This is a genomic window from Ferrovibrio sp. GW821-FHT12E11 (assembly GCF_058806975.1).
Window position 1 is genome coordinate 2,103,914 of record NZ_JBXAQG010000001.1, and the last position, 17,013, is coordinate 2,120,926.

Below are 17,013 nucleotides of genomic sequence, written 5' to 3' on the forward strand. Positions count from 1 at the left end.
CCGCTTTCGCGGGGATGACGAAAGAGGTGGTGCGTTATGCGGCCGCCAGCATCATCTCTTTTTTCTTGCCGCGGATCAGCAGCGAGACCACGGCAGCCACCACGCCGGTCATGCCGGCGATGATGAAGGCCTGCAGGTAGTCGCCCTGCTGCACCCGCATGTAGCCGGCGAAGAAGGCCGCACTCGCCGCGCCCAGCTGATGCCCGGCGGCGATCCAGCCGAACACCACCGGACCGTCGCGCTCGCCGAAGGCCTCCACCGCCAGCTTCACGGTCGGCGGCACAGTGGCGATCCAGTCGAGGCCATAGAACACGGCGAAGATCGACAGGCTGACCATCGAGAAATCGGTATAGGGCAGGTAGATCAGCGACAGCCCGCGCAGGCCGTAATACATGAACAGCAGCTTGCGCGGATCGTAGCGGTCGGTGAGCCAGCCCGACGCCGTCGTGCCGAACAGATCGAAGAAGCCCATCAGCGCCAGCACGCCGGCCGCACTCGTCGCGGCGATGCCCATATCGCCGCAGAAGGACAGCATATGGGTGCCGACCAGGCCGTTGGTGGTGAAGCCGCAGATCCAGAAGGTCAGGAATAGGAACCAGAAGTCGCGCTTCTTCGAGGCGCGGCCGAGTGCTGAGACGGCGAAGACCAGCGGGTTCTGCGCCGGGCCGGCTGCGGCGGGCGCCTCGGTGGCGCCATAGGGCAGCAGGCCGATATCGGCCGGGCGTTCGGGCAGCAGCCACCAAGCCAGCGGGATCAGGGCGGCGCAGGCAATCGCCACCGTCCACACCACGGCGGACCAGCCGCCGGCATCGGCAATCGCGGTCAGCACCGGAATGAAGATCAGCGTGCCGGTGGCGGTGCTGGCGGTCAGCAGACCCATGACGAGGCCACGGTTGGTGACGAACCAGCGGTTGGTGATCGTCGCGCCCATAACCAGGGCGACGGCGCCGGAGCCCAGGCCGGTCAGCACGCCCCAGCTGGCGATCAGATGCCAGCGTTCGGTCATCAGGGTGGACAGCGCGGTCGAGGCCGCCATCAGCACCAGGGCGGTGATCAGGGTGCGGCGAATGCCGAAGCTCTGCATCAGGGCGGCAGCAAAGGGCCCGACCAGCCCGTAGAGGAAGATGCCGATGGCGGCCGCCAGCGAGGTGGTGTCACGGCTCCAGCCGAAGGATTGCTCCCACGGCACCAGCAGCACGCTGGGGGTGGAGCGCAGGCCGGCGGCGACCAGCAGACAGACGAAAATGATGGCCACGACGACAAACGCATATTTCTGGCCAAGAAGGGCGGGGCGTGCTAGGCTCATGTGACTAACCGGTACGTGTTGCGATGCGTCTATATACGTACCGATCGGTTACATCGTCAAGTCCCGATAAGGAACCTGCTGCCGTGACCCGGAAATCCCAGGTCGATCCCACCCCCGATACCGCCGGCCAGGCTGCTGCGCCGGCGCGCCCGCGCGCGGCCGATAAGATCCGCCGCACGGCGCGCGAGCTGTTCTACCGCGCCGGCATCCGCGCCATCGGCGTGGACGAGATCGTCACCAAGGCCGGCGTCACCAAGCCGAGCCTGTATCGCGCCTTTCCCTCCAAGGATGAACTGGCGGCGGCTTACCTGCGCGATTACGACGCCGAATTCTGGCAGCGGTTTGCTGCCCACCTGGCCAAGGCTGGCGCCGATAATCCGCGCGAAGGCCTGTTCAACTACCTGCGCAGCCTGGGCGAACGCGCCGGCGGCCCGGATTATCGCGGCTGTGGCCTGTCGAACACGGCGGTGGAATACCCCGACAGCAATCATCCCGCCCGCCTGGTTTCGGAGGGCCACAAGCAGCAGCTACGGCTGAAACTTGCCGAGCTTGCCGCCGATATGGGCGCCGATGATCCCAAGCTGCTGGGCGACAGCCTGATGCTGCTGATCGAGGGCGCCTATGTCAGCGGCCAGATTTTCCGCCAGGGCGGCGGCCCGGCCCGGGCGCTCGCCGATGCAGCCGACCGGCTGATCGACAGCCATTTGCGCGGCTGAGACCGTGCCTTTCCCGCTGGCGGTAAGGTGACGGAAATCACAGCGCGACCGGAAACGCGGCCCCGCATCCCGAAAGACCGGGAAAATCACGCCGTGCCATCGGCCACAAACACGCAATCCTGACATCGGCTGTCATGGTTTGGGCCTACACTCGCCCTATCTGATAGAGGCCGGCGTGCCGGCCCAGACGGTCCGACAAACGTTAACGCAACGCGGAACCTCGGTGCCGACAGGCCGTTTCCCTGTCCGCCAGCGAGGGCCACCGCGTCAAGGCAGGCCGAGGCCGGGGAGTATCGCAGAGATGAGTGAGACTTTTGCCCTGGACAAGGGCGATACCGCCGGTGTGCCGCCGTCGGATATCTCCGATATCTATGAAACCGAAAGCCCTGTCGCATCAGCGGAGATGCGCAGCCTCGATGCGCGCGACGGCCTGCTGCGGGGCTATGCCGCGGTGCGCGACCTGACCGAAAAACTGGCCGAGCCGCTGTCACCGGAAGACCAGTCGATCCAGTCGATGGCCGATGCCAGCCCGACCAAATGGCATCGCGCCCATGTCACCTGGTTTTTTGAGACCTTCCTGCTGCAGCCCTATCAGCCCGGCTACTGCGTTTTCGACGAACACTTCAATTACATGTTCAATTCCTATTACGAGCAGGTCGGCGAGCGCCATCCGCGGCCCGAGCGCGGCATCCTGAGCCGGCCGCCGGCCGAAGCCATCACGCAGTATCGCCGCTATGTGGATGCCGCGATGGTTGAACTGATCGGCCGCGCCGACGACGACACGCTGGCCCGCATCGCGCCGCTGGTGGCGCTCGGCCTCGCCCATGAACAGCAGCATCAGGAACTGTTGCTCACCGATATCAAGCATGCCTTCTCACGGCATCCATTCGCGCCGGCCTATGTGCCGCCGCACAGCCAGACACGCGAGCCGGCGGCGCCAATGGGCTTCACCGCCTTTGCCGGCGGCATTGTCGAGATCGGCCATGACGGTCATGGCTTCGCCTTCGACAACGAAGCGCCGCGCCATCGCGCGCTGCTGCAGCCCTATCGCATCGCCAACCGCCCTGTCACCTGCGGCGAGTATCTCGATTTCATCGCCGATGGCGGTTATGCGCGGCCGGAGCTGTGGCTGTCGGATGGCTGGGCCACCGTGCAGACCGCGGGCTGGCAGGCGCCCGCCTACTGGCTGCAGGATGCGCGCAAGGAGACCTGGCAGATATTCACCCTGCAGGGCCGCCGCGCGCTCGATCCGGCTGAGCCGGTCTGCCATGTCTCGTTCTACGAGGCCGCCGCCTTTGCCGAATGGGCCGGCAAACGCCTGCCCACCGAAGCCGAATGGGAACATGCGGCCGCGTCTGGCAAACGCAGCACCAGCGGCGGATTCCTCGACCGCGCCCATCCGCATCCGCGGCCCTGCCATGGATTGTCAGGCGAGCTGCAGATGCTGGGCGAGGTCTGGGAATGGACGCGCTCGGCCTACGAGCCCTATCCGGGCTTCCGCCCGGCCGCCGGCGCCGTGGGCGAATACAACGGCAAATTCATGATTGGCCAGCAGGTGCTGCGCGGCGGTTCCTGCGTCACGCCGCCCGGCCATATCCGCACCAGTTATCGCAACTTCTTCCCGCCGGCCGCGCGCTGGCAGTTTTCCGGCATCCGTCTCGCGGAGGATCTATGAGTAACATTGCCGTCCTCAATTTCGAACGGCCGCGCAATCGCGGCTTCAAACCCCAGGTCGTCCGCAGCCCGGACCAGGAGTCCGACTTCGCGCGCGACATGCACAAGGGCCTGGCCGGCTGGCCCAAGGCGGTGCCGGCGAAATACTTCTACGACCGCCGCGGCTCGGAACTGTTCGAGCAGATCTGCACGCTGCCGGAATATTATCCGACCCGCACCGAGATGCAGATGCTACGCGACAATGCCAGCGAGATCGCCGCCATCATCGGCCCCGATGCAGAACTCGTGGAGTTCGGCGCAGGCGCGTTGGACAAAGTCCGCCTGGTGCTCGATGCGCTGAAGACGCCGCGCGCCTATCTGCCCATCGATATCTCGGGCGAGCATCTGAGCAGCGCTGCGGCATCCCTGGCCAAGGATTACCCCGGTCTGGCCGTGCGGCCGGTGGTGGGCGATTTCATGCAGACGCTGCCACTGCCCAGGCGCGAGAAATTCGCCCAGAGCCGGGTCGGCTTTTTCCCCGGCTCGACCATCGGCAATTTCACGCCGGAAGAAGCGCTGCGCTTTCTGCGCAACGCCGCCAGCATGCTGGGCAACGCCCGGGGTGAGTCGGAACAGGCCGGGCCCTCGGGCGCCAGCCTGCTGATCGGCGTCGATCTGGTGAAGGATCCGGCGCTGCTGCATGCGGCCTATAATGACAGCCAGGGCATCACGGCGGCTTTCAACCTCAATCTGCTGCGCCGGGCCAATGCCGAACTGGGCGCCGATTTCGACCTCGACGCGTTCCACCATTACGCCTTCTACCAGCCGCATCTGCATCGCATCGAGATGCATCTGGTCAGCGCGCGGGCGCAAAGCGTGCAGATCGGCGGCCAGCGCTACAGCTTTGCGGCCGGCGAGTCCATTCACACGGAAAACTCCTACAAATACACGGTGGCCGGTTTCCGTCAGCTGGCAGAAAAAGCCGGTTTCCTGCCCGGTGCGGCCTGGACCGACGAGAACGAGCTGTTCAGCCTGCACTGGCTGATGCTGCCGTGACAAATGATCCGGCCCGCATAACGTAATCGGAAAGTAACGCTACGGCGGGTGCGAAGCTGTCTAGGGTGCGGCCATGATTTTGCCGCCCCCCGCACATTTCACATCGTCGCCGGCCCTCCTCGGAGATGGCTGGCATGTGGTGCGCGCGGCCGATCGCGGCCAGGGCTGGCATCCGCAGGTGCGCGAGCTGCTGTGCCACTGGCTGCGGCTCTGCACCCCTGACGGCCATGTGCCGTCCCGCAATGTCATCGACCGCAGCCTGCTCGGCGAGTTGCTGCCCTATTGCTGGATGCTGGATGTGCAGCGCAGTCCGTCCTGGCGCTTCCGTTATCGCATGGCGGGCTGCGCCTTTGTCACCGCCATCGGACAGGATCTCACCAACCGCTGGTATGACGAAGCCCGGCCGCTGGCCTGGGCCGCCAACCGCCTGCGCCTGATCACCACGGCGCGCGATGGCGTGCCGACCTGGCGCCGCGGCCCGATCCCGGTGGAAGACGATGCTCTCGATTTCAATGGCTGGCGCGAAAGCGAGAACCTGATGCTGCCGCTGGCTTTCGACGGCATCAACACCGATACGCTGCTGGGCATCAGCCTGCCATATCGGCCGGTCGAACTGTGGGACATGCCCGAGGCAGCCGACTAAAGCGGACAGACCGTGGGGGGCGCTGTGGCGGCGCTGCGGTGTGCGAGCGATTGCACACGCGGCGCCCCCGGCTGCCGCGCCTGACCCTATACTGGTGCCGCAGCACTACGATTGCGATCCTTCAAACCGCCGATGAAAGCGCGGATCGCGGGACGCAGCTCGGCGAACAGCGGGTCGTCACGGCGCTTCAGCATCACTTCGGCAAACAGCTTCAGACCGATGCCGAGCGAGGCCGCCTCGTCCTCGGCGTAATGCCCGCTGGCGCGGATGCGTTCGACGATGCCGATGATCTCATCGTGATTGATGGTCTCGAAGATCAGGGCCGGCTGGCGCTCCGTGCCTTCGCGCGGCGTGCCGACATGCTCGATGGTAACGCGGTAACGATGACCCTTCATGACATGCCCTTTCCAGGCGATATCGCTGGTTCTGATGCTGCCCATCCATACCCCCGCTTGTTGTGATTACTGGCCACGGATTTCTTTTGCCGTGCGCACCAGGATGTCGATGATGCGGCGCTGTTCCTCGGGCGAGGCGTCGTCCTTCTCATGCAGCGCGGCGCGCAGATTGTGGCGCGCGGCCTTCATCGACGAGGACGGATCGCCGCCACCATGACGCCCGCGTCGGCCATAGCCGGCATCATCGTCGTCCGGCGTTTCACTGCCGCCGCGGAAGAAACTCTTGGCCCGCGCAATGCGCTCGCCGATCTTGGCCAGCTGCGCCATCATGGTGTCGGCATTGACGCGGTTCTCGGCCAGATAGTCGCGGCCGGCCTGGGTCAGGCTGTACAGCTTCTTGGCGCCATCCGCCGCCACGCTGGTATGCCCGATTTCTTCCAGATAGGTCAGCGCCGGATAGATCACGCCCGGGCTCGGGGCATAGAAGCCCGAAGTGTGTTCCTCCAGCGCCTTGATGATCTCGTAGCCGTGGCGCGGGTGCTCTTCCAGCAGCACCAGGATCAGCAGCTGAAGATCGGCCGCGTTGACCACGCGGCTGGCGCGGAAGCCATGACCGCCCAGGCTGTCGTCGCCGGAGCTGAACAGCGCGGCGGCCAGTTTGCCACGGAAATGGCTGCGGCGACCGCCGCGGTGCATGGCGCGATGTTCGCGTAAAGCATTGATAATGTGGGGATGCATGATATATTCACTCATTCGTTAGGTCTTTCGTTGTGTCCTTAGACGTATCGTAAGATATAGTTTGCGATATCCAAGGTCAAGGGGAATTGTCCACAGGCCGTTGTGCCGGCGATCACGTTTCCGCGCCCGAGCCGCCTCTGCGCCGCTTTCAAGCCAATGTGTGTTGCGGCAGCGCCGGGTCCGCGCAGACTGATGACAGCCCTACCTCCTCATCGGCCCAGGCCAGAGATTCCCCATGAAAACCCTGCTCACCCTTCTGGCGGCCGCACTGTTTGCCGTTGCCGCATCCGCTCAGGAAGCCCCGCGCCGCCTGCGCGCCAGCATCGACAGTGTCGATGGCCAGACGCTCGGTCTCACCACACGCGAGGGCGAGAAAGTCAGGCTCACGCTCAGCCCGACTGCGACGGTCACCGCGCTGGTGCCGGCCTCCCTCGATGCGATAAAGCCGAACAGCTATATCGGCACCGCAGCCATGCCGCAGCCCGATGGCAGCCTAGTGGCGCTGGAGGTGCATATCTTCACAGAGGCGCAACGCGGCAGCGGTGAAGGCCATCGCCCGTGGGATGGCGGCAGCCCCAGTGGCAATGCAGGCGGCAACACCATGACCAATGCCACCGTCAGCACCGTGGTGGCGGCCAAAGCCGATGCGCGCGGCCGCATGCTGACGCTCACCTATCCCGGCGGCGACAAGCAGGTGCTGGTGCCCGACAGCGTGCCGGTGGTGGCCTTTGCACCCGGCGACCGCAGCCTGGTCAAACCCGGCAATCATGTGCTGGTGCAGGCAGTGAAGACCGCCGATGGCGCTTACAGCGCCGAACGCATCACCGTGGGTCGCGACGGCCTGGTGCCGCCGATGTGAGTCAGGTGGTGCCCGCTGCCGGACTCGAACCGGCACGGCCTTGCGGCCTCGGGATTTTAAGTCCCGTGCGTCTACCAATTCCGCCAAGCGGGCAGGCGTCTTCTCTCTACGCGGCGGCAGCCCCGCGGGTCAATTGTCCCGCTGCAATCCCGTGCTGGACAGGACGGGCGGTGCATAAACACAATGCCCCATGGCCGATCCTGAACCCATTATCGCGCATTTCCACGAGCAGGGCGGCTATTGCCGCGCGCTCGGTTCGCCCTTTACCGGCACAGTGCTGGATGGTATCGGCACACTGCTGACTGCCGCGCCCGGCTGGGCCGCAGACATCCTGTCCTGGACGGGCCAGCCGAGGGCCGATGCCCTGGCCCTGCGCGTGGCCGGCGCGCTGCATCGCGCGGTGCTGCAAGGCGATCCGGATTTGGGGGCGGCCTATGCCGCGCGCAGCATCGATGGCGCCACGCTGAGCGCCGCCCTGACCCGCCACCACGCGCTGTTAACGCAGTATCTGCAAAGTCCGCCACAGACCAACGACCCGCAGCGCTCGGCCGTGCTGCTCGGCGGCTTCCGCCAGATCGCCGCAAGCTTTCCGCATCTCGCCCTGCAATGCCGCGAGATCGGCGCCAGCACCGGGCTGAACCTGAGCTGGGATGCCTATGCCTATGATTTTGCCGACTGGCGGCATGGCGACCCGTCCACTGCGCCGTTACGGCTGCGCGCCGACTGGCAGGGCGTCGCGCCGCCCTCTGCGATGCCGAAGGTGCTGGACCGCGCCGGCTGCGACATCGCGCCGCTGACGGCTGCGAATCCCGAGCACTGCCAGCGCCTGCTGTCCTATATCTGGGCCGACCAGCCGCAGCGGCTGGAGCGGGTGCACGCCGCGCTCGACCATGCACGGCGACAGAGTGTCGCAGTCGAACGGGTCGCGGCCGCCGCTTTCGTCGCCCGCGAACTGCAGCAGCGCCGGCCCGGCGCCGTCTTCGTGCTCTACCATTCCATCGTCTGGCAATATATCGGCGCAGCGGAGCAGCAGCGCATCACGGCCCTGATGCAAACTGCCGGCGCGACGGCCACGGCCGATGCCCCGCTGGCCTGGCTGCGCCTCGAACCCGGCCTGGCCCGCGATGGCGCCGACCTGACCCTGACGCTGTGGCCCGGCAACAAACCGGGCGGCAAGACCCATCGCCTGGCCGAGGGGGATTATCACGGCCGCTGGATCCGCTGGCTGGCCGAGCCATAGGGGTGATTGCTGTTGCAATCACCGGCGTCCGGGCAACTGCCGGCTGCAGGAAAAAAACCCAGACACGACAGTCGTTTTTCGGCAATCCCCGCCCTATCTTGCGGCCATGGATCCGCTCGTTTTTACCCGCCTTGCCCGCTCGATCGCCGATGCTTCGCTGAACGGCCTGGACGAGGGCGAAATCCTCGGCCAGTTCTGCGCCGGCCTGAACGATGCCGGCATTCCCATCAAGCGCGCCCTGCTCGGCGCCGATACCCTGCATCCGGTGCTGGCCGGCCGCATCTTCTCCTGGCACCAGGAGCAGGAGCAGGTGGCGCTGCATGAGTTCGGCCGCTCGATCTCCGCCGAGGGCGAGCAGAAATGGCGCGCCAGCCCGTTCTACCATCTGGAGGAAAGCGGCGAGCCGCATCTGCGGGTGCGCATGATCGGCCTCAACGGCGAGCATCGCTTCCCGATCATCACCGAACTGGCCGGCGAGGGTTATACCGATTACCTGGTGACCATGACGCGCTTCGGCCAGAAGGCGATCATCGGCCAGCTGGACAGCATCTATGCCTCTTGGACCACCGCCCATGGCGAAGGCTTCAGCGATCGGCAGATCGAGACGCTGAATGCGCTGATACCTTTCGCGGCCGCTGCCGTCCGTTCGGCCAGCGTGCGCCGCATCGCCGAGACGCTGGCGGAAACCTATCTTGGCCGCGATGCGGCCCGCCGCGTGCTGTCGGGCACCATCGGCCGCGGCGATGCCGAACGCATTTCGGCGGCGCTGTGGTTCAGCGACCTGCGCGGCTTCACCCGCCTGGTCGACACCGTCACGCCCGAACTGATCATGCCGCTGCTGAACGACTATGCCGGCGCCGCTGTGGCCGCCGTCCATGCCCATGGCGGCGAGGTGCTGAAATTCGTCGGCGACGGCGTGCTAGCCATCTTCCGCGATGACGGCAATCTGCAGAATGCCTGCCAGCAGGCGCTTGCCGCGCTGAAGCATTGCATGAAGGACCTGCGCCATGTGCGCAACCGCCGCGCCAATGCCGGGCTTCCCGTCACCGATATGTCGGTGGCGCTGCATGTGGGCGAAGTGCTGTACGGCAATTTCGGCGGCGAGGACCGCCTCGATTTCACCGTCGTCGGCCCCGCTGTCAACGAGCTGTCGCGCATCTCGGGCCTCAGCCGCTCGGTCGACCAGCGCGCCATTCTCTCGGCCGCCTTCCGCAGCGTGGCCGGCGGCCTGAAGGACGAAGCGGTCTCGCTCGGCCGCTATGCCCTGCGCGGCGTCGAAAGCCCGTCCGAACTCTTCACGCTCGATCCGGCCCTCCTGCGATAAAGACCGGCTGCGTCAGACTGCTTACGCCGCCATGACGTGGCGCTCATGCAGGGCGCGCAGCATCAGCTTCGCGGTCTGCTCGCTGGAGGCTGGATTCTGCCCGGTGATCAGGTTGCCGTCGCGCAGGGCATGGGGCTGGAAATCATCGGCCGCCACGAAATCGCCGCCGCGCTCGACCAGCCGGTCCTGCAGCAGGAAGGGTACGGCCTTCGCCAGACCCACCTTCTTCTCTTCTTCATTGGTGAACCCCGTGACCCTGCGGCCGGCAACCAGCCAGCTGCCATCGCGGCGTTTCACATTCACCAGCCCGGCTGGTCCATGGCACACGGCGGCAATCGGCTTGCCGCGCGCATCCAGATCGGTGATGCGCTGCGCCAGCGCCTGACTCTGCGGCAGGTCCCACATGGTGCCGTGGCCGCCGGGCAGGAAGATCGCGTCATAGAGCAGGCTGTCGAGGCCGGCAATCGACGGGGTGGCCTGCAGCGCATCCATCACCGGCTTGTCGGCCAGCAGGCGCTGCACGCTGTCGGGCTGCGGTTCGCTGCCGCTGATGCTGCGCGGATCGAACGGCACCGGCCCGCCCTTGATCGAGGCGACCGTCACTTTCGCGCCGGCATCGCGGAACAGGTAATAGGGCGTTGCCAGTTCCTCGGCCCAGACGCCGGTGATGTCGCCGCTGTCCATCAGGCTGTGCGAGGTGGTGACGATCAGGATGTGCGTGCTGGCCTGGGTCGGCGCGAGGCGGCTGGGAATCTGGCTCATCGGTCTCTCCCCTTGATCGGTTTGTCCGGACCGGGCTGACATAAGCAGCCCGTGACCGGTTTCAACGGCGCGGCAGCGCCTGCCATAAAACGATAATGGCCGGGGATTGCTCCCCGGCCATTGCCGCAAAAAATCTTGTTTCTCGGCGTCGGATTATTCGCCCGGCTGTACCGCCGGCGGGTGTGCCGGAGGAACATCCTTGGTTTTCCGCCGTCCGATGATCAGGCCGCGCAACACCACGTAGAACACTGGCGTGAGGAAGAGCCCCACGAGGGTGACGCCGATCATGCCGGAGAACACCGCCGTGCCAAGCGCACGACGCATTTCCGCACCGGCGCCAACCGCGGTAACCAGCGGCAGCACACCCAGGATGAAGGCGAAGGCCGTCATCAGAATGGGGCGCAGACGCAGGCGGCAGGCCTCGATCACCGCTTCCGACGGCGACTTGCCCTCGGCTTCCAGCTGGCGCGCAAATTCCACGATCAGGATCGCGTTCTTCGCCGCCAGACCGATCAGCACCACAAGGCCGATCTGCACCAGCACATTGTTGTCGATGCCGACGACCCAGACGCCGAGCAGGGCGAACAGCACACTCATCGGCACGATCAGCATGATGGCCAGCGGCAGCACCCAGCTTTCATACTGGGCCGCCAGGGCCAGGAAGACGAACACCACCGCCAGGATGAAGATGTAGGTGGCGGTGTTGCCGGTCGAACGCTCCTGCAGGGCCAGTTCGGTCCATTCGAAACTCTGGCCCGGCTCCAGCACCTGGTTGGCGAGGCCCTCCATGATCTGCAGCGACTGGCCGGTCGACACGCCCGGCGGCGTGTTGCCCTGCAGCGGCACCGATACGAAGGTGTTGTAGCGCTGCAGCAGGTCGGGACCGGCGGTCTCCCTGATTTCAACCAGCGTGCCCAGCGGCACCAGGTCACCGGTGGCCGAGCGAACCTTCAGACGCGAGATGTCCTCCTTGTTGAGGCGGAACTGCGCATCCGCCTGGGCGCGCACCTGGAAGATACGGCCAAAGGCGTTGAAGTCGTTCACATAGGCCGAGCCGAGATTGACCTGCAGCGTCTCGAACACATTCGACAGCGGCACGTTCAGCATCTGCGCCTTGGTGCGGTCGATGTTCAGGAAGATCTGCGGCGAGGTGGCCGAGAAGGTGGTGAACACCCCGGTCACGCCCGGCGTCTGCATGGCCATGCCCATGATCTGGTAGGCCTTGGCCAGCAGCGGCCGCACGTCATCGCTGGTGCGGCTCTGCAGCTGCATCTTGAAGCCGCCGCCCGAACCGATGCCGGGCACCGCCGGCGGCGGCACCGCGATCACGAAGGCTTCCTCGATACCCTGCAGCTTGCCGATCATCTGGCCGATGATGGCCGTCGATGTCAGGCCCTGCGGCAGACGCTCATGGAAGGGCGTGAAGGTGGTGAACATCACCGAGGCATTGGTGGCGTTGGTGAAGGTCGCACCGTTGAAGCCCGGAATGGCCACCACATGCGCCACGCCCGGCGTGCCCTCGATCATCTTGGTCGCCTTCTGCGTCACCGCGTCGGTGCGGCCGAGCGCGGCGCCGTCGGGCAGCTGGATGACGACGATGGCATAGCCGCGATCGAGCGGCGGGATGAAGCCCGGCGGCACGGTGCGGAACATGAAGAAGGTCGCCGCCACCAGCAGGGCATAGACGCCCAGCATCATCACGCGACGCGTGATGATGCCGCCAACGCCCTTGGCATAGGCGTTGCTGGTCTTGTCGAAGCCGGTGTTGAACTTGTGCGCCGCCAGCTGCACCCAGCGCATGGGCGCGAACTTCGACTCATGGCCGGCTTCGTGCTTGCGCAGCAGGATGGCACCCAGCGCCGGCGAGAGCGTCAGCGAGTTGAAGGCTGACAGGATCGTCGCGGTGGCGATGGTGAGCGCGAACTGCTTGTAGAACTGCCCGGTGATGCCGGGGATGAAGGCGGTGGGAATGAACACCGCCGACAGCACCACGGCAATCGCGATCACCGCGGTGCCCACCTCGTCCATGGTTTCATGCGCCGCATCGCGCGGGCTCATGCCCAGCGCGATGTTACGCTCGATGTTTTCCACCACCACGATGGCGTCGTCGACCACGATGCCGATGGCCAGCACCAGGCCGAACAGGCTGAGCACGTTCAGCGTGAAGCCGAAGGCCAGCATGACGGCGAAGGTGCCGATCAGCGAGACCGGGATGGCGAGGATCGGGATCAGCGAGGCGCGCCAGTTCTGCAGGAAGACCAGCACCACCAGCGCGACCAGGATGATCGCCTCGATCAGCGTCTTGTAGACCTCGCGCACCGATTCCGCGATGAACTCGGTCGGATTGTAGATGATGGTGTATTCCAGGCCCGGCGGGAAATCCTTCTGCAGCTCGTTCATCTTCTTGATGACCGATTCAGAGGTCTCCAGCGCGTTGGTGCCCGGACGCTGGAACACGCCGAGCGCAATCGCGGTCTGGCCGTCGAGATAGCTGCGGCTGTTGTAGTCCTTGGCGCCGAGCTCGACGCGGGCGACGTCTTCCAGCTTGACCAGGCGGCCATCGGCCGAGGCCTTGATGATCACGTTGCGGAACTGGCGCACATCCTCGAAGCGGCCCTGCGTCGTCACAATGGCCTGCAAGGCATTGTAGTCCGGCGCCGGCTGCTGGCCGAGGCCACCACCGGAAACCTGCACATTCTGCGCCTGCAGCGAGGCGACGACATCGGCGCCCGACAAGCCATAGGCCGAGAGACGGTTGGGGTCGAGCCAGATGCGGATGGCGTATTCGCTGCCGCCGAAGATCTGGATGTTACCCACGCCGTCCAGCCGCAGCAGCTGGTCGCGGATGCGCAGCTGCATGTAGTTGGCGATATAGAGCTGGTCGTAGGTCTTATCGGGCGACAGCAGATGCACGACCATGAGGAAGTCACCGGCCTGCTTGCGGGTGGTGATGCCCTGGCGGCGCACTTCTTCGGGCAGGCGCGGCTCGGCGATGGTGACGCGGTTCTGCACCTGCACCTGCGCGGTATCCAGATCAGTGCCCGGCTTGAAGGTGACGGTGAGCTGCATCAGGCCGTCGGCGGTGGAATAGGACGACATGTAGAGCAGGTTTTCGATGCCGGTGATTTCCTGCTCGATCGGCGTCGCCACCGTGCGGGCCAGCGTCTCGGCATCGGCGCCGGGATAGCTGGCCGACACATTGATCTGCGGCGGCGCGATTTCGGGATATTCCGAAACCGGCAGGTTGAGGAAGGCGATCACGCCGATGATCACCGTCACGATGGAGACCACCGCGGCAAAGATCGGCCGATCAACGAAGAAATGTCCGAATTTCATAACTGCCTCGCGGCGAAAAAGAAATTTATAAGGTGGCTTACTTCGGCGCCTGCTGGCCCTGAGGCGCAGCCAGCGCCATCAAGCCCTGCCACACCGGCGGCAGGGTGATCGGCTGCGGCGTCACCTTGCCGCCGCCCAGACGCACGCGCTGCAGACCGTTGATTACCACCGTGTCATCGGCCTTCAGGCCTTCGCGCACAATGCGGTAGTTGTCTGTGCGCGAGCCCACCTTGACCGGGCGCTGCTGTACGGCGCCGCCCTCGCCCACCACATAGACATAGCGGCGGTCAAGATCGGTCAGGATGGCTTCGTCGGGAATCAGCACGCCGGTATATTCCGGGCTGCCGGGCACGGCGACGCGGCCGAACAGGCCCGGCGTCAGGAACAGGTCCTTATTCTCGAAGATCGCACGCAGGCGCATGGTGCCGGTGGCGGTATCGATGCGGTTGTCGGTGAAGTCGAGCACGCCCTTGTGCACGAAGGTCTTCTCGTCGGTCAGCTGTACCGCGACCGGCAGACCCTTGCCGTTGCCGGTGTTGCCGTTCTGCTTGGCGATGCGGGCATAGCTCAGATACGAACGCTCATCGATGTCGAAATAGAAATACACCGGATCGAGCTGCACGATGGTGGTCAGCAGCGTCTCGTTCTCGCGCACCAGGTTGCCCTCGGTGACCAGCTTGCGCGAGATGCGGCCGGCAATCGGCGCACGCACTTCGGTGAAGCTGTAATTCAGCCGCGAGGTTTCCACGGCGGCGCGGGCACCGGCGATGTTGGCCTGGGCGGCCAGGAAGGTCTGGCGGCGCTGGTCCAGTGTGGCGGCCGCTGCGGCGCCGGTCTGGGTCAGCTTCTGATACCGCTCGTATTCCACCCGCGCCAGATCGAGTTCGGTCTGGCGGCTGTTCAGCGTGGCCTGCGCCTGGTTCAGTGCGGCCTGATAGGTGCGGCGATCGATGGTGAACAGCAGGTCGCCCTGGTTGACCGTGGCGCCGTCCTGGAAATGCACACTCTCCAGATAGCCGTTCACCCGGGCGCGGACTTCCACGGCTCCGATGGCGTCGAAGCGGCCGGTATATTCATCCATCTCGATGATCGGCTTGGCCAGAGGCTTGGCCACCGTCACCGGCGGCGGACCGCCCTGGGCCAGCGCGTCTGCGCCCAGAAGACCGAAACCGACCAGAGCAGCCATCATCAGGCTGCTTTTACGAACCAAACCGAACGACATTGGGAGACCCCCGCTTTTTGCATACGCGAAGTTGAGAAAATTGAGGTGCAAAGCTGTAAGGCGCTGGTGACGATACGGGAAGCGGACTGAAACACTCCTGTGATCGTCGGCACCAAAAGCTCGCGAGCCGATACCTTACCGCAACCGGATCGGCACTCGCAGTGCAACATTGCACCCCGTCATCCTGTGATTACGCCACAGGTCAAGAGTGTGCGGAAATAGCACACAGGTATATGAAACACAACATGAACATGCTGGCTTGCAGCAGTCCTGACCGCGTTGAAACCTGAGGTTTCAGAATGGCTTGAGGATCACCAGCAGAACGATCCCGATCATCAGCACCGTCGGAATCTCGTTCACCAGGCGGTAAAAACGCTGGCTGCGGGTGTTGCGATCCTGCTCGAAGGCGCGCTGCCAGCCCACCATGTTGCCATGGATCGCCTGCATGCCCATGACCAGGGCGAACTTGGCCCAGAACCACGGCTGGTCCCAGTGATGGCCGAGCCAGACCATGGTGCCGCCGAAAATCCAGGCTGCACCCATGGCCGGATTGATGATCGCCTTGAGCAGACGGCGCTCCATCAGCTTGAAGGTTTCGGATTCCTTCGAGCCGGGTTCGGCGGCGGCGTGATAGACGAACAGCCGCGGCAGATACAGCATGCCCGCCATCCAGGCGATGATCGAAATGATGTGCAGGGCTTTCAGCCACTCATAGAGCATCGTGGTTTCTCTCAGGACTTGCAGATGCAGCGCCGCCAGGCCGTGCCGCAGGATCGTTCGCCGCTGCCGCAGCGGGGCTGCGCATCATACTGCGCGCGCCGCACCAGACCGGCCAGGCCGGCGATGAAATCGGGGTGTACCCCCACGGTCGGCACGCGGATATACGCCTTCGCGCCGTTATGCTGCGCCAGTTCGGCATATTCGATATCGAGTTCCACCAGCGTTTCCGAATGCTCCGATACGAAAGCCACCGGCACCACGACAATGGCGCGACCGTCTTTCGCCGCTCGGGTGATTTCCGCATCGGTCGACGGGCCGATCCATTCCAGCGGACCGACGCGGCTCTGGTAGCAGATCTGCGTTTCCAGATCGGGGCGATTGAGTTGCCGCAGGATAGCCGCAACGCCGCGCTCGACCTGCATCTGATAGGGATCGCCGTCGCTCACCACCTTCTTCGGCAGGCCATGGGCTGAAAACAGAATCCGCACCGGGCCCCGCGCTTCGGCTTTCGACAGATGATCGCGCAGCAAGGTTGTCTGCGCTGCGATAAAACCGGGCTCGTCGGGATAGCAGCCGATCGCCGCCGTCGGCACCGCCAGCCCGGCCTTTGCCGCCGCGCGATACCAGTCCTGCAGCGACGAGGCCGTAGTGGTGGTGGAGAATTGCGGATAGAGCGGCAGCAGCACAACGCGCTCTGCACCCCAGTCCTTCGCGGCTTTTGCCGCCTCATGGCCGAACGGATGCCAGTAACGCATGGCAATGAAAACGCGATAGTCGTCGCTGCCCAGCGAGACCTTCAATGCCGCGGCCTGCGCTTCGGTCTGCGGCAGGATCGGCGAACGGCCGCCCATATGGGCATAGATTTCCGCCGCCTTCGGCGCGCGTCGCGACGAGATCAGTTTCGCCAGCAGCCAGCGGAACGGCTGCGGCAGGCGGATGATCGCCGCATCGTTGAACAGGTTGAACAGGAAAGGCTCGACAGCACCGGGACTATCCGGGCCTCCGAGATTGAACAGGATGACGGCGGTCTTCTGGGGCATGAT

Annotated in this window: 15 protein-coding genes and 1 tRNA gene; 7 read left to right on the forward strand and 9 right to left on the reverse strand. The window is 65.1% G+C overall.

Features of this window, described 5'->3' with window-relative positions:
- Nucleotides 1-34: 34 nt before the first annotated feature.
- Nucleotides 35-1,306, reverse strand: coding sequence for an MFS transporter (locus AC1ROT_RS10455; RefSeq protein WP_492998884.1), 1,272 nt, complete (start codon nt 1,304-1,306; stop codon nt 35-37).
- A gap of 83 nt (nt 1,307-1,389) precedes the next feature.
- On the opposite strand from AC1ROT_RS10455, the gene AC1ROT_RS10460 reads away from it, so the two are divergent.
- The 4 genes from AC1ROT_RS10460 to AC1ROT_RS10475 all read left to right on the forward strand — a co-directional run bounded on the left by AC1ROT_RS10460 (nt 1,390) and on the right by AC1ROT_RS10475 (nt 5,374).
- Nucleotides 1,390-2,022: a TetR/AcrR family transcriptional regulator gene (locus tag AC1ROT_RS10460; protein WP_492998886.1), complete on the forward strand. Its 633-nt coding sequence runs from the start codon at nt 1,390-1,392 to the stop codon at nt 2,020-2,022.
- 301 nt (nt 2,023-2,323) lie between these two features.
- Nucleotides 2,324-3,697, forward strand: coding sequence for an ergothioneine biosynthesis protein EgtB (egtB, locus tag AC1ROT_RS10465; RefSeq protein WP_492998888.1), 1,374 nt, complete (start codon nt 2,324-2,326; stop codon nt 3,695-3,697).
- The gene (gene egtD, locus AC1ROT_RS10470) at nt 3,694-4,731 is read left to right on the forward strand and encodes an L-histidine N(alpha)-methyltransferase (protein WP_492998890.1); all 1,038 of its coding nucleotides are present in this window, start codon (nt 3,694-3,696) and stop codon (nt 4,729-4,731) included. Before egtB ends, egtD begins: the two co-directional genes overlap by 4 nt.
- Nucleotides 4,732-4,804: 73 nt before the next feature.
- On the forward strand, nt 4,805-5,374 hold the full coding sequence (locus tag AC1ROT_RS10475) for a PAS domain-containing protein (RefSeq protein ID WP_492998892.1): 570 nt from the start codon (nt 4,805-4,807) through the stop codon (nt 5,372-5,374).
- 86 nt (nt 5,375-5,460) lie between these two features.
- On the opposite strand, the gene AC1ROT_RS10480 is transcribed toward AC1ROT_RS10475, so the two are convergent.
- Together AC1ROT_RS10480 and AC1ROT_RS10485 are read right to left on the reverse strand one after the other, a co-directional pair.
- Nucleotides 5,461-5,814, reverse strand: a complete 354-nt coding sequence (locus AC1ROT_RS10480; RefSeq protein WP_492998894.1) for a DUF3861 domain-containing protein — start codon at nt 5,812-5,814, stop codon at nt 5,461-5,463.
- Between the two features lie 21 nt (nt 5,815-5,835).
- A complete protein-coding gene (locus tag AC1ROT_RS10485; protein WP_492998896.1) occupies nt 5,836-6,507 on the reverse strand; it encodes a PadR family transcriptional regulator in 672 nt (223 codons plus the stop codon).
- Nucleotides 6,508-6,742: 235 nt separating this feature from the next.
- Between AC1ROT_RS10485 and AC1ROT_RS10490 the strand changes: the two genes are divergently transcribed.
- The gene (locus AC1ROT_RS10490) at nt 6,743-7,366 is read left to right on the forward strand and encodes a hypothetical protein (protein WP_492998898.1); all 624 of its coding nucleotides are present in this window, start codon (nt 6,743-6,745) and stop codon (nt 7,364-7,366) included.
- Nucleotides 7,367-7,372: 6 nt separating this feature from the next.
- Here AC1ROT_RS10490 and AC1ROT_RS10495 read toward each other — a convergent pair.
- Nucleotides 7,373-7,459, reverse strand: a tRNA-Leu gene (locus tag AC1ROT_RS10495).
- A 97-nt stretch (nt 7,460-7,556) separates the two neighbouring features.
- Between AC1ROT_RS10495 and AC1ROT_RS10500 the strand changes: the two genes are divergently transcribed.
- Together AC1ROT_RS10500 and AC1ROT_RS10505 are read left to right on the forward strand one after the other, a co-directional pair.
- Nucleotides 7,557-8,606 carry a DUF2332 domain-containing protein gene (locus AC1ROT_RS10500; protein WP_492998900.1) on the forward strand — a complete coding sequence of 350 codons (1,050 nt, stop codon included), beginning with the start codon at nt 7,557-7,559 and terminating at the stop codon, nt 8,604-8,606.
- Between the two features lie 106 nt (nt 8,607-8,712).
- Nucleotides 8,713-9,930: an adenylate/guanylate cyclase domain-containing protein gene (locus AC1ROT_RS10505; RefSeq protein WP_492998902.1), complete on the forward strand. Its 1,218-nt coding sequence runs from the start codon at nt 8,713-8,715 to the stop codon at nt 9,928-9,930.
- Between the two features lie 21 nt (nt 9,931-9,951).
- On the opposite strand, the gene AC1ROT_RS10510 is transcribed toward AC1ROT_RS10505, so the two are convergent.
- From AC1ROT_RS10510 to hemH, 5 genes are all read right to left on the reverse strand, one after another.
- Nucleotides 9,952-10,692 (reverse strand): type 1 glutamine amidotransferase domain-containing protein, encoded by a 741-nt coding sequence (locus AC1ROT_RS10510; RefSeq protein ID WP_492972262.1) that lies wholly within the window; start codon nt 10,690-10,692, stop codon nt 9,952-9,954.
- Nucleotides 10,693-10,845: 153 nt separating this feature from the next.
- The gene (locus tag AC1ROT_RS10515; RefSeq protein WP_492972261.1) at nt 10,846-14,028 is read right to left on the reverse strand and encodes an efflux RND transporter permease subunit; all 3,183 of its coding nucleotides are present in this window, start codon (nt 14,026-14,028) and stop codon (nt 10,846-10,848) included.
- 37 nt (nt 14,029-14,065) lie between these two features.
- Nucleotides 14,066-15,250, reverse strand: coding sequence for an efflux RND transporter periplasmic adaptor subunit (locus AC1ROT_RS10520; protein ID WP_492998904.1), 1,185 nt, complete (start codon nt 15,248-15,250; stop codon nt 14,066-14,068).
- Nucleotides 15,251-15,544: 294 nt separating this feature from the next.
- Nucleotides 15,545-15,970 (reverse strand): protoporphyrinogen oxidase HemJ, encoded by a 426-nt coding sequence (gene hemJ, locus AC1ROT_RS10525; protein ID WP_492998906.1) that lies wholly within the window; start codon nt 15,968-15,970, stop codon nt 15,545-15,547.
- An 11-nt stretch (nt 15,971-15,981) separates the two neighbouring features.
- A complete protein-coding gene (gene hemH, locus AC1ROT_RS10530; protein ID WP_492998908.1) occupies nt 15,982-17,010 on the reverse strand; it encodes a ferrochelatase in 1,029 nt (342 codons plus the stop codon).
- Nucleotides 17,011-17,013 lie beyond the last annotated feature (3 nt).